The 13,318-nt window shown below is 38.7% G+C and carries 13 protein-coding genes; 10 read left to right on the top strand and 3 right to left on the bottom strand.

What is annotated here, in order from left to right:
* The first annotated feature begins 352 nt into the window (after window positions 1–352).
* From pxpB to LJY09_RS04855, 4 genes are read left to right on the top strand one after another with little or no spacing between them, the layout of a single operon-like run.
* Window positions 353–1,075 carry a 5-oxoprolinase subunit PxpB gene (pxpB, locus tag LJY09_RS04840; RefSeq protein ID WP_154973477.1) on the top strand — a complete coding sequence of 241 codons (723 nt, stop codon included), beginning with the start codon at window positions 353–355 and terminating at the stop codon, window positions 1,073–1,075.
* Window positions 1,065–2,063: a 5-oxoprolinase subunit C family protein gene (locus tag LJY09_RS04845; protein WP_154973469.1), complete on the top strand. Its 999-nt coding sequence runs from the start codon at window positions 1,065–1,067 to the stop codon at window positions 2,061–2,063. Before pxpB ends, LJY09_RS04845 begins: the two co-directional genes overlap by 11 nt.
* Window positions 2,064–2,074: 11 nt before the next feature.
* Complete coding sequence (locus tag LJY09_RS04850; RefSeq protein WP_154973467.1) at window positions 2,075–2,830, top strand: LamB/YcsF family protein; 756 nt, start codon at window positions 2,075–2,077, stop codon at window positions 2,828–2,830.
* A gap of 9 nt (window positions 2,831–2,839) precedes the next feature.
* Complete coding sequence (locus LJY09_RS04855; RefSeq protein WP_154973466.1) at window positions 2,840–4,027, top strand: NRAMP family divalent metal transporter; 1,188 nt, start codon at window positions 2,840–2,842, stop codon at window positions 4,025–4,027.
* A 42-nt stretch (window positions 4,028–4,069) separates the two neighbouring features.
* On the opposite strand, the gene trhA is transcribed toward LJY09_RS04855, so the two are convergent.
* Complete coding sequence (gene trhA / locus LJY09_RS04860) at window positions 4,070–4,720, bottom strand: PAQR family membrane homeostasis protein TrhA (RefSeq protein ID WP_013055671.1); 651 nt, start codon at window positions 4,718–4,720, stop codon at window positions 4,070–4,072.
* A 382-nt stretch (window positions 4,721–5,102) separates the two neighbouring features.
* On the opposite strand from trhA, the gene LJY09_RS04865 reads away from it, so the two are divergent.
* From LJY09_RS04865 to LJY09_RS04880, 4 genes are all read left to right on the top strand, one after another.
* On the top strand, window positions 5,103–5,741 hold the full coding sequence (locus tag LJY09_RS04865; protein ID WP_228307509.1) for a DUF1643 domain-containing protein: 639 nt from the start codon (window positions 5,103–5,105) through the stop codon (window positions 5,739–5,741).
* A 101-nt stretch (window positions 5,742–5,842) separates the two neighbouring features.
* Window positions 5,843–6,262 carry a hypothetical protein gene (locus LJY09_RS04870; protein ID WP_016763238.1) on the top strand — a complete coding sequence of 140 codons (420 nt, stop codon included), beginning with the start codon at window positions 5,843–5,845 and terminating at the stop codon, window positions 6,260–6,262.
* A 464-nt stretch (window positions 6,263–6,726) separates the two neighbouring features.
* Window positions 6,727–7,380 (top strand): 5,6-dimethylbenzimidazole synthase, encoded by a 654-nt coding sequence (gene bluB, locus LJY09_RS04875; RefSeq protein WP_013055676.1) that lies wholly within the window; start codon window positions 6,727–6,729, stop codon window positions 7,378–7,380.
* Window positions 7,381–7,548: 168 nt separating this feature from the next.
* Window positions 7,549–8,583 carry an AI-2E family transporter gene (locus LJY09_RS04880; RefSeq protein ID WP_028412216.1) on the top strand — a complete coding sequence of 345 codons (1,035 nt, stop codon included), beginning with the start codon at window positions 7,549–7,551 and terminating at the stop codon, window positions 8,581–8,583.
* Between the two features lie 43 nt (window positions 8,584–8,626).
* On the opposite strand, the gene LJY09_RS04885 is transcribed toward LJY09_RS04880, so the two are convergent.
* Complete coding sequence (locus tag LJY09_RS04885; protein WP_028412217.1) at window positions 8,627–9,502, bottom strand: LysR family transcriptional regulator; 876 nt, start codon at window positions 9,500–9,502, stop codon at window positions 8,627–8,629.
* 161 nt (window positions 9,503–9,663) lie between these two features.
* Here LJY09_RS04885 and LJY09_RS04890 point away from each other — a divergent pair, with 161 nt between their 5' ends.
* Together LJY09_RS04890 and LJY09_RS04895 are read left to right on the top strand one after the other, a co-directional pair.
* Window positions 9,664–10,644, top strand: a complete 981-nt coding sequence (locus LJY09_RS04890; protein ID WP_154989500.1) for a zinc-binding dehydrogenase — start codon at window positions 9,664–9,666, stop codon at window positions 10,642–10,644.
* 237 nt (window positions 10,645–10,881) lie between these two features.
* Window positions 10,882–11,448, top strand: coding sequence for a DedA family protein (locus tag LJY09_RS04895; RefSeq protein ID WP_223546326.1), 567 nt, complete (start codon window positions 10,882–10,884; stop codon window positions 11,446–11,448).
* 117 nt (window positions 11,449–11,565) lie between these two features.
* Here LJY09_RS04895 and atzF read toward each other — a convergent pair whose 3' ends face one another.
* Window positions 11,566–13,314 carry an allophanate hydrolase gene (gene atzF, locus LJY09_RS04900; RefSeq protein ID WP_155008425.1) on the bottom strand — a complete coding sequence of 583 codons (1,749 nt, stop codon included), beginning with the start codon at window positions 13,312–13,314 and terminating at the stop codon, window positions 11,566–11,568.
* Window positions 13,315–13,318: the final 4 nt, after the last annotated feature.

Below are 13,318 nucleotides of genomic sequence, written 5' to 3' on the forward strand. Positions count from 1 at the left end.
TTCACTGCCCATGAGTTTTTCCTTTTTGTAGATGTTTACAAAAAACTGCTTTGGTATAAAAAACAAAGCAGTTTTCTTATGAGGAAAACTGAAAAAACGTGATCCTTTTGACGATAAAATTCTAAAAAGGTTGAATTTTTATTTAGAGTTTGTTTTAGTAGAACATAAGATTATTTTATATTTGTATAATGTTATTCATACGGTATACAGATTTATTGATCTTTTTTTTATTAGATATATAAGAAAATGTTATTTGAAAATGATAACTTCATTAGTAATTCTAATGAATCTGTCTAACTACAGCATTAAAGGGAGCTGCTCAAACAATACTAAGTAAAAAGGAGGAGACGGAATGAGTAACGATTATCGACTTTATCCTCTTGGTGATAGCGGCATTGTCGTTTCATTTGGAGACGAAATTAATTTCGGTATACATAAACGTATTCAGCAATTTACTGAGGTGCTAGAGCAATCATTATGTAAGGGAATGATTGAATATGTGCCGGCTTTTACGACGGTTACAATCTATTATGATCCTTGGATAATGAGTGAAAAAGGAAGAATAAATCCTTACACAGCAATATCTACATATATTGAAGAACTGCTTTTCCACCAGGAAGAAAAATCTGAAGCGGTCGCTAGACAAATTGACATTCCGGTGTGTTACGGAGGAAAGTACGGCCCGGACTTAGAGAGAGTAGCTGCTTTTCATTCATTAACGCCTGATGAAGTTATCTCCATTCATACAAACGGAGAATATTTGGTGTATATGATAGGCTTTGCTCCTGGTTTTCCTTACTTAGGAGGGATGAGTGAAAAAATTGCGACTCCAAGGAAAGAATCACCGAGAAACAGCATCCCAAAAGGGTCAGTTGGCATCGCAGGAATGCAAACCGGCGTGTACCCAATTGAAACACCTGGAGGATGGCAGTTAATCGGGCGTACTCCTCTTACACTATTTAACCCAGAAAAAGACTCGCCAAGCTTACTTCAAGCAGGTGATCGTATCCGATTTGTTTCCATTTCTGAAACGGAATATGAAGCACAAAAGGAGGTGGATGAAGATGAGTATTAAAGTGATGCGTCCTGGTTTATTAACAACGATTCAAGATATCGGCAGACATGGATATCAAAAGGACGGCATGATTGTCAGCGGGGCAATGGACAAAGTTGCTTTAAGGATTGCCAACTTATTAGTAGGAAATCAAGAAAATCAGCCGGTTATTGAAATTACGTTAATGGGACCAAAAATTGAATTTCAGCAAGATGCTTTAATTGCCCTGACAGGAGGGGATTTATCGCCAACTGTTAATGATGAAGCCGTAAAGATGTGGCGGCCTTTATATGTGAAAAAAGGGAGCGTGCTGCAGTTTGGTGTTCCGACTTTAGGTTGCCGTTCTTATTTATCGGTTTCCGGTGCCTTTAACGTTCCTGCAGTTATGGGAAGTACATCTACTTCGCTTCGCGCTCGGATAGGAGGGCTGCACGGTAAAGCATTACAGTCAGGAGACGAAGTATTAAGCCATCCTCCTACAGAAATAGGGGAAGCAATTATAAAGAAACTGGTGAAAAAGCAAACGGACCGCTCTTTTCAGCAGGCTTTTTGGACCATTCATCCTAAACTTCTTCCTTCATACGAGACGCCTATTATCCGCACGATGAAAGGTGCGGAATTTGATTGGTTTATGAAAGAAAGTCAACAGCATTTCTTTAATCAAGAATTTGACGTTACGCCGCAATCTGACCGAATGGGCTATAGACTAAAAGGGAAGAAACTAGTCCTTCAGCAGGAAAAGGAGCTGCTTTCTAGCGCTGTGACGTTTGGTACAATTCAAGTACCAAAAGAAGGACAGCCCATTGTTTTATTAGCAGATCATCAAACGACAGGAGGATACCCTAGAATTGGGCAGGTAGCAACTGCCGATTTTTCGGCGCTGGCACAAGTTTCTCCAGGGCAAAAGGTTTCTTTTCAATTCGTTTCACTGGATGAAGCGCAGCATTTATATATGGAGCAGGAAAAGAAAATCAATCATATTAAAAGAGCACTTCGAATGAAAATATAAGGGGGAAGAAAATGGCTACCGTTGATTTGAACTGTGACTTAGGGGAGAGCTTTGGGAACTATAGATTAGGAAATGATAAAGAAATTTTACGCTATGTAACGTCAGCAAACATTGCTTGTGGCTTTCATGCCGGAGATCCTTCGGTTATGAGAGAAACAGTAAAGCTGGCTTTGAGTGAAAATGTGGCGATCGGCGCGCACCCCGGATTGCAAGATTTAGCTGGATTTGGACGTAGATATATGAAAATTACGCCTCGAGAAGCTTATGATTTGATGGTGTATCAAATGGGGGCTCTTTCAGCTTTTATACGTGCAGAAGGAGGGGCCCTTCATCATGTGAAACCTCATGGTGCTTTATATAATATGGCTGCAGGGGATCGAGACATAGCTAAAGCTATTGCTGAAGCTGTTTATAATGTTAGTGAGGAAGCTATTCTATATGGTCTTGCTGGAAGTGAATCGATTAAAGCTGGAAACGAAATCGGCTTGCGTACGTCTCAGGAAGTATTTGCAGATCGAACCTATCAACAGAACGGCATGCTGACGCCGAGAAACGTTGAAAACGCCGTGATTCAAGATGAGAAAGCAGCTATTTCTCAAGTAATTAAAATGGTCAAAGAAAAGAAAGTATTCACTGTGCAAAATGAAGAGATTCCGATTCAGGCAGATACCGTCTGTATTCATGGAGACGGTGCACATGCTATTGAATTTGCCAAAGCTATTTGTGACAAGCTAAAAGAAGAACAAATCATTATTCAACCACAATGAGGTGACATCATGAAACAAGAACGCAACTGGAGCGTGCTCCTCGGAGCAGCATTTTTAATGGCTACTTCAGCAGTGGGTCCAGGTTTTTTAACTCAAACAACGGTCTTTACACAAGCTCTCGCCGCAAGTTTTGGTTTTGTCATTTTACTGTCGATTTTATTAGACATTGGCGTTCAGCTAAACGTATGGCGTATTATTGCCGTCTCAGAAAAAAGAGCACAGGATATTGCTAACAGTGTTTTCCCAGGTCTCGGTTTATTTATTGCTATTTTAATTGTAATCGGAGGCTTAGCATTTAATATTGGAAATGTAGGAGGAGCGGGTCTTGGCTTCAATGCGCTATTTGGTATTTCTCCTAAAGTTGGTGCAGTCATTACAGCCATTGTTTCTATTGCCATCTTTTTAGTCAAAGAAGCCGGAAAATTAATGGATCGTTTTGCTCAATTAATGGGCGGAATATTAATTATTTTAATGGTGTATGTTGCGGTTTCTTCCGCTCCGCCAGTAGGAGAAGCGGTATCTAAAACATTTTGGCCGGATCACATTGACGTAATGGCGATTGTTACTCTTGTAGGAGGAACGGTAGGAGGATATATTACATTTGCAGGAGGTCACCGTTTATTAGATGCAGGAATCAAAGGAAAAGCCGCGATTCCGGAAGTAACAAGAGGAGCAGTATCCGGCATTACGATCGCTTCGATCATTCGAATTTTTCTATTTTTGGCGACATTAGGTGTGTTGAGTCAAGGGTTAAAACTGAATCCCGATAATCCACCAGCCTCTGTTTTTCAGTTAGCCGCAGGAGATATTGGCTATAAATTATTCGGTGTCGTCATGGCAGCAGCGGCTATCACTTCAGTTATTGGTTCGGCATATACATCGGTTTCCTTTATTAAATCCTTCAGCAAAAAGATTGAGAAATATGAAAACTGGATTATCATTGCATTTATTACGATTTCAACCCTGGTTTTCTTAACTATTGGTCAGCCGGTCACGCTGCTCATTTTAGCTGGAGCATTAAATGGGTTAATCTTACCTATTACACTCGGTACAATGCTTATAGCGGCGTATAAAAAGAAGATAGTAGGGGATTACAAGCATCCGACTTGGCTTACCGTTTTTGGCAGTTTTGTGGTCGTTATTATGGCTGTGCTAGGAGTCTATACGCTTGTGACTCAAATGGCAAAACTGTGGTAAGAAATTCTATAACCAATTAAAAAAGGGCCTTCTGGCCCTTTTTTAATTGGTTATAGGCAATACATATAAAATGATTGCTAAAAAGTGAAGTACGGTTCCGCCAAGAACAAACATATGCCAAATCATATGGTGAAAACGAAATCCTCGCCATACGTAAAAAACGGCTCCGATTGTATACAACACCCCTCCAACTACAAGAAGGACAATTCCTTGATGGGCAATGTTTTGAGTTAACGAATCCCACGCAAACACAATCATCCATCCCATAAATACGTAAAGAATGGTGGAAATAAAAAGGAATTTCTTCACAAAAAAAGCTTTGAATACAATTCCTGCAAGAGCGATGCCCCATACAATTCCAAAAAGTGTCCAGCCGGTGGTTCCTTTTACTGCGATAAATAAAAATGGAGTGTACGTACCGGCAATAAACAAATAAATAGAAGAGTGGTCAAATATCTCAAAAAGATCTTTTACCTTACCTTCCGGAAAGCTATGGACAAGCGTAGAGGAGACATAGAGAAGCAGCATGGTTACTCCGTAAATAGTAAAACTGATAACATGCCAAGGCGTTCCTTCTAACGAAGAAAGTACGATTAAAAGCGTTAATCCCACAATGCTGAGTACGGCTCCAACGCCGTGTGTAATCGCATTTGCAATTTCTTCTCCTCTTGTAAATGTGTGTGTAGTAGCCATTTACAAAATCCTTTCTTTACACAAATTTATCTTCTATTTTCTCAGAGGATCAGTTTTGAACATACCTGCTGAGAAAAAATCCGTAACGGTCAAAAACATGAGTGAAAAGTTCATTGGTTATTTCTTTATTATAGACCATTCTTTTGATTTTATCTATTTTGACTGGAGGTCCGAAAAGAGGAAAGATATATATGTGAATATTCACTAGCTGTAAAAAGCATGTATAGAAGAAAAAAATGCTTTTTGAAAAAATGGCAGAAAAGTTGTCATGAAGGCATGATTTTGAAATACATATAAAATAAAACTTTTAACAGTCAAGGTTACGATTACTGCTTAGCTCATTTGCAATAGATAAGTAACAAGATTGTAAGAAGGCAGGGGGATGGAAGCAGTGAAAAAAGAAGTTATTTTTGATGAAACAGGCACATACAAATATTCTCTATTATGCAAATGGAGTGAAGTAAACGAACGTAAACTTACGTTTATCTTGTCCTTTCCAGAAAATACGTATGAATACAGCGATGATACAGCTGTATCCAAATGCATAGAACTGGCGCAAAAGTGGGGATTTGGAGTTTTAGAAATCGTTTATTTATTCAGCTATCAAACCGATCATGTTTCGTTTTTACGCATGCTTTCAAAAGAAGAAGCTGTTGGAACAAGAACAGGTGAATATATTCAAAAGGCTGTGGAAGATGCTGAACTAGTTGTGGTAGCTTGGGGTGATCATGGAAGCATTTATAACCGGCAAGAGGAAGTAGAGCGCTTTTTGAAACACAAGCCGGTATACTGTTTTGGAAAAACGAAGCAGCAATTTCCTCGCCATATTTTATCCGTCGTGCACCGTACAGAATTACAGAAATACGAAGTGCCGGCTAATCGTGAAGATTCAGAAGAAGTTTCTTCGTTTATTGAAGACATAGATCAAAGTTTTGGTGGAGAGGATTATTCTCCAATTAAACAACTAACAGAAGAAGAACCGCTTATGTTTATTGAAGACATTGCCAGTATGTATCGATAAAAAGGAAAAGCGAGGTTTATATTCCTCGCTTTTTCGTTAGTATAAAACACCAAGTTTTGTCATATGGTTGTATCAAGAAGCGTGTGTGAAGGGGGAACTTTATGAAGTTGAATGAAGTACTGCACCGCATCACAACTATTTACAATGAGTTAGAAGAAGAGTGCTTTCAATATATAGGGACTGTGATCAATGAAAATGCAGAGCTGGATATTTCTCGTCTAGAAGAATTAAGTACGCTGTTAAACTTCGTATATGAATGCTCGCAGGATGTATTAGTAGGTTCTATTTTAACAAAATTGGATTATGGACAACCCATTTATCAATTTGCTATGTTAAAGCCTATTTCCCTTGAAGGAAATGAAGATAAGTTAGATATTTTATATGAAGAAAAGGTAAAAGTAGAAAGAGCGATTCTAGATGTGTATACAGCTCAGCGAAAGAAGTTATTGACTCAAGCAGCTGAAGACTTAAAAGAACTGCACTACGAGCTGCAGACCTACGTGTATGCTTGCAACATATAAGTGAATCTGTTGAAATAGCAAGGCATATATACAAATAAAAAGGAACATGTTAGGATAAGTAAAAAGAACTCCTAATCAAAGAGTTCTTTTTATTGTAAAATATATGATTTTGAACTAGTCAAGCATAAAGACGGTGGTAATGGCAGTTACCCTTTTCTTTGTGCTTTTTTTATCCGATTGTGTTGATGATGCTGCTTACTGCGTTAAAAAAGTTCATAAGTACCTCGTTTAGCATGTAATATGCCTCCTCTCTTACTCAATATGTACAATCAAATTATCCAATTGTGTTAATGATGCTGCTTACCGCGTTAAATAAGTTCATTAAAACGTCGTTGAACATGTTTGCAACCTCCTTTATGATAGATTCATATAGTAATACGAGAAAACATAAAGTTTGGATCACATTTTTTTAATGTTTTTTTAGAAAAATAGTTAAAAAAAGAGTTTAATGGAGGTTAAAAAAGATGAATTCGTTTACAAACGACGAAAAGCAAGCGGTATACAAAGCGATTTACGGAAGAAGAGATGTACGCACATTTTTGTCTGATGAGATTCCGAATGAAACGGTTTATAACATTCTACAGGCTGCTCACAGCGGACCTTCCGTCGGGTTTATGCAGCCTTGGAATTTTATATTAGTATCTGATACAGAAGTGAAAAATAAACTTGCCTGGGCAGCAGATAAAGAGAGAAGAGCACTGGCTATTCATTATGAAGGTGAAAAGAAAGAAGATTTTTTAGAGCTAAAGATTCAAGGATTAAAAGAAGCGCCGTTAACTATTTGCGTAACGTGTGATCCAACAAGAGGGGGCTCTCATGTTCTCGGAAGAAACTCAATTCCAGAAACTGATATGATGTCAACTGCGTGTGCGATTCAAAATATGTGGCTTGCTTCATATGCAGAAGGACTGGCAATGGGATGGGTAAGTTTTTATAAAAAAAATGATGTACGTGACATTTTACATATTCCTCCTCATATTGATCCTGTAGCGCTCATGTCAATTGGCTATACAGATAAATACCCTGAGAAACCAATCTTAGAACAAGCTAACTGGGAAAAAAGAAGGGATTTAGACAAGCTAATTTATCATAATGTATGGGAAAATGAAAAAGAATAGCGGAGAGAAAATAAAGACATACTAAAAAGCGCCGAAATATAGTAAAATTTGAATATTAAATGATACACTATATATAGCGAAAGCGGATATGAGCGTCTAGCGTATCCGTTTTATTTATATGTATACAAATGACTTGGGAAAAAGAGAGATAGGAGAATTGAAGGTTTCATGAATATTGCAAGAAGTTGGCTTCACAACAAACTTACTGTTCGCATCATTACGCTTATTATTATTACAGTTTTACTTGTCAGCATTAGAAGTATGCTTCAGCTGCTGTTATTTACGTTTATTTTTACCTTTTTAATTGGTCGTCTTCAACAAACGTTAAGAAGAAAGCTTCCGCTTAATTCAACGCTTATACTCATCGTCATCTATATCGCACTGATTGGTGCTCTCGGTATTGTAGGATATGTATATATCCCGGTTATTATGACGCAAGTTACTGAGCTTGTACAGAAGCTGATGTATTTTTACAAGCACCCCCCTGATAATACATTCGTCACCTATATTATCGATAATCTAAAGAGATTTAAATCACCAGAAAATATTCAGCAGAATATTGATTTAGTATACAGCTATTTATCTAATATTGGAAAAGTAAGTGCACAAGTTTTCTTAGCACTTTTGTTAAGCCTATTCTTTTTACTTGAAAAGTCGCGGATTCACCGATTATTTGTCCAACTGGAACAATCTAGGCTGGGCTGGTTTTTCAAAGAAGCTGGCTATTTAGGGAGAAAATTTGTTAATTCCTTCGGCAAGGTAATAGAAGTTCAGTTTATTATCGCTTTTGTGAACAGCATTTTATCCGTTATTGCCCTGTGGGTGTTAGGGTTTCCTAATTTGCTTGCGCTTGGCGTTATGGTCTTTCTACTAGGGCTAGTGCCGGTTCTTGGGGTATTTGTTTCACTCATTCCGCTTTGTACAATCGCTTACAGTTTAGGAGGCGGTGTAAAAGTACTATCTGTGTTAATTATGGTGGTAGTACTTCACGCACTTGAAAGCTATGTATTAAATCCAAAGCTTATGTCATCTAAAACAAACTTGCCAACGTTCATTACGTTTATCATTTTAGTATTTGGTGAACATTTCTTGGGCGTATGGGGGCTGATTCTTGGTATTCCTATTTTTATTTTCTTTTTAGATCTCGTAGGAGTAGATTCAGCACAGCAGCTGTCAAAAAAAGAAGAGACTGGGACAAAATGATTTTAGACGAGGTGAAAAACGAACCATTAATCAAGATGTTTGATTAGTGGTTCGTTTCTTTTTTTAACGAGCGTATCGTTTTTTGAATGACTGGATGATCTCGATGCTTAAGTTTATAAGCAAGAAAGATCTGATTTTTTACCGCTAAATGTTCAAGTTCGATTTTCACCTTTTTTTCTTGGAGCGCTTCTTGAATCAAATAGCGGGGAAGCAGGCTGATTCCCATGTGATGCTGAATGGCTTTTAACACCGTTTGAAGATTTGGAATCACATGATGAGGCTGAATTTCAGGCCGTTTTTTAAAATGCTGTCGCCAAAAACGCCTGATAATAGGAAGTTCAAGGCCATAGCTAATCCACCGCTGATTGTATAAAAAATCCTCTATGTCTTCATTGGGTGTCATTTCAAAAGAAGGAGGGACGGTTAAGACAAACTCTTCTTCTTCAATGACCGTATATTCGACTCCTGGTATTTGCAATCTTTGGGTTGTAATCGCAATATCAATTTCGTCGCTTTGTATCTTTTCAAGTAAAACAGAAGCAATACCAAACTGGCTGTAGCAGCGGATACCTGCATCTTTTATTCTTTCTAAAGCTTGTTCGGTAAAATACTCTACGGGAGAACCAATTTTTACGACCGGCAGCGCGTCGGGAGATGAAGCGGTCATTTTTAATTCAATTGAAGCAGCTTCTAGACTTTCAATTAACGGGACAATACGCGTGTACAGTTCTTTACCTTTTTCTGTTGGAATCATCTTTCTTGGTGCACGGATAAATAAACCTTCGCCTATTTCAGCTTCTAAAGCAGCTAAGTGCTGACTCATGGCCGGCTGCGTTAAGATCCTCGCTCTGGCTGCTTCAGAAACGGATCGATATTTGTAAATGCTAATAAAGCTGCGATACCATTCAAAATCAATCATTTATGCTATCCTTTCTTATAAATTTATTTATGGATATCTATTTATTTTCTAATTTGTATTATAGACAAGCTCTCTTTAAAATAAAAATAGTAAGCAAATCATTTTTAGATAAAATAATAAAAGTAACGCTAAGCAAATGATTTAAAAAGGAGAGTTAGACTGTGAAAGCATTATTATTGCAAGATAAAAATAAATGGACAGAAATGAAAGTAGAAGAAATAGAAAAACCTCTTCCAAATAAAGGAGAAGTAGTAGTTGAAGTTCACGCAGTGGGACTTAATCCAGTGGATTATAAAACGGCTACTAATGGAAATCCTCATTGGACATATCCTCACATTCTAGGTTTGGATGTAGCTGGGACAATTGATGAAGTTGGAGAAGGAGTAGTTGACTGGAAAAAAGGAGACCGCGTTGTCTATCACGGGGACTTTATGAAAAAAGGCGGATATGCTGAGTATGCGGTCACAACTGCTCATTCAATTTCGCGCATTCCTGATGCTGTTACATTTGAAGAAGCTGCTGCATTGCCTACGGCAGGTTACACGGCGTATGAAGCACTATTTCGTAAACTTCCAATGAACCATATTCAAACCATCTTAATTCACGGAGGAGCTGGAGGCGTAGGGGGCTTTGGCGTGCAGCTTGCTAAAAACGCTGGAAAAACCGTTTTCTCAACAGCTTCAGCACATAATCATGAGTATGTGAAGTCGTTAGGAGCTGATTATGTAATGGATTATCGCGAGGAAAACGTCGTAGAAAAAGTATTGGAGCTGACAAATGGTCGCGGCGTAGATGCTGTGCTTGATACGGTGAGCGCAAAGAACGCAACGGATTCTTTAGATATGATTGCCTATAGAGGACATTTAGCACATATTGCTGGTGCACCTGATTATACAAAAGTAAAGCCTTTTACAAAGGTGATTTCTTATCATGAAGTAGCTTTAAATGCTGCACACCACATTGATGACATGATGGCGCAAGCGGATTTAGCAAAAATGGGAGATGAGCTTTTAGCATTAGTAGCAGAGAAGAAAGTAGCTCCGATGATTGAGCGCATCATCTCGTTAAAAGAAGTGCCAAGTGCATTAGAAGAGCTTTCAAAACGCCATGTGAAAGGGAAAATTATTGCTAAAGTTAAATAAATAGCAGGACAGAAAAGACTCTTTTATTACAACTAATAAAAGAGTTTTTTTTCTGCTATTTTCTTTTTTTGCGTTACTTCACTTATGAACTGCATATGATAGAAGATAATCAAATATAGCAAACGGGTGCGTATAAGCTTTTTTTACTAGTAAAATTGCTTTGAAATCGTGAAATTTTGAATAGTTTGAGTTATGATGAAAGAACGTGAAATTTGTATGATTGAAAGGAGAAAAAAGGTGCAAGGGTTTATTGATTTTGTACAAAACTTAGGCATAGTGGGCATCTTTATTGCTACAGCAATCGAAGCTGCGGCAATTCCTTTTCCGTGTACGTTATCGATTTTGCTCATTGGCTCGGTTCTGCAGCTCTCAATATGGAAAATCCTTATGGTTTCAGCTGTCAATACCGTTATTTATATCGCATTCAACTATATTCCGTTCGTGATGGGATACAGGTTTGAATCTATTACCAAGCGCTGGTTTGGTGAAAAAAATATAAAGCGTGCCCAAAAGTGGTTTCATAAGTATGGAAAATGGAGTATTACGATTTCTCGGCCCATCAGTATCGCAAACTATATAACCTATTTGGCAGGCCTTAGTAAAATTAAATCTAAGGACTTTGTTTTATACAGCACATTAGGTATTTTTCCATGGTTTGTTTTTTTGCTCTATGTAGGAGGACTTGGAGATATTGAAAAAATCCAAAAATATTTGCATGATGTAGACCGTTTAATATTTGTTATTCTTATAATCGGAGTGATAGTTGGTGCAGGCTGGTGGATGAAAAAGAGAAAAAGTACATAAAAAAGACCGGACCAAATAAGTGATTCCTTAAAATAAGAGCGCTTTTATAGTAAGGTTTTTATAACTCAAAAGAGCCGCCTCTAAGTCGAAACCCTGACTTAGAGGCAGCTCTTTTATTCAACTATAAACAGCCCGCCAGCTTCTATAAGACGTAATATCCTCCGCATCTTCTGTCGCATGAGCTTCACAAAGAAAACCCGCTACTTCACTGCCGTCTTCGAGAGTGATTTTGCCTAGTCCAAGAGGAGAAGGGATAGAATCGGCAAAAGAGCCGAGTAGTGATAAGGGCATTTCCCAAAGTTCAACTTCAATTTTTTCTCCTTGTTGATGCGTTCGCAGCAGCCCCGGTTTTGCTGGAGAAGTAGGCAGTTTAAAAAGCTGGTAATAAGGAGCGGTTTGGTCTTTTCGTACGAATGAAGCTCCGTGTTCACGCATTTGAAATTCAAGTGGAAACCCGCGCATATGCAAACCGCAAACAGCTACTAAGGTTGTATCTTTTCTTGAATCAACCGTTCGTTCACCATTTAAAAACACTTCGCTAAGCCCGCAAATGAATTGTTCGCCGTCAAATGTAGAGAAAAATGAAATGCCAAACGGTAAATCAAGATCTGCATCTTGAGATGGAAGAGAGACAGCGCATAAGTCGAGCAAGTTACAATGGTTTGTAAAACGCCCCATGTCACTGTTTGTTTCAATTGGATTTTCTCTTACTTGTTCCCGCGTCCACGTTCCGCCTGCTGTCGGCATAACAAGAACAGCATTTTTAAGCTGATGATATGCTTTATGTTTAAAGGATTGAAGCTTATGTGAAGCTTGAAATAAAGCAGCAGCATCATATTCTGATTTAGCTCCTGAACGAAGGACTTGCTCGGTTACAGGAAATGCTGTTTCTTCATGAGAAGTAATAAATTCTCCTAAGTCAGCCCAGCGCTCCGCTACGTATGGGCCGTCATACAATAAAGCAGCTGCTTCGCTTAAATACGAGCCGTCAATGTATTCAATGGGAATAGATAAACCTTCAATCTTTTTCACTGCTTGCTTCCAAGCTTCCTCGTACTGCTCAGCAAACGGTCCGTAAAATGAGAGCGGTTCTTTTACCATACAAATTTTTTCAGGGAGAGCCGAAGAAGCCCGAACAACAGAGCGTGACCATGGATCTTGATCGTCTACCCCTCTAATAATAGAATCTACAAGCAGTACGTCACTCCATTCATGAGCAAAAGCAGTGACGCAGTCTAAGCTTTTACACGCCGGAACTACACCTGCAGATGGCCACGCTCCGAGAGAAGGTTTATAGCCAATTAAACGGTTTAAACCGGCTGGAACGCGCCCTGAACCTGCTGTATCGGTACCTAAAGAAAAAGCAGCGTGCCCGCGAGCTACGGATACAGCTGACCCTGAGCTCGATCCGCCGCTAATGAGCTCGGACTTTAACGCATTGTGCGTTTCGCCGTAAGGGCTTCGTGTACCGACCAGCCCTGTAGCAAATTGGTCCAAGTTGGTCTTTCCAAGAGGAATAGCACCTGCATCAATAAGACGTTGAACAACCGTAGCATGTGCAGAAGGTATATACGTATATTCTTTACATCCGGCTGTCGTCGGTACATGGGCTACATCGATATTATCTTTAACGGCGAATGGAATTCCCCATAAAGGTAACGCTTCAGGGCTTAGGGTAGCTAAGCGATCGAGATAAGGTTTTAACTCACCGAGTGTAGGAGGGGTAATCCAAATATTCATGTCTTTATCAGCTTCTACACGCGTAAGAATTTGATGTACTACATCTTCCGGAGTTAATTCTTTTTTGATATACATATCACGTAACCATTGAACCGAAAATGTTTTAGGCAAACTAACTGTTTTCATTGTA

Source organism: Priestia sp. J2 (genome assembly GCF_020790095.1).
GTDB lineage: Bacteria > Bacillota > Bacilli > Bacillales > Bacillaceae_H > Priestia > Priestia zanthoxyli.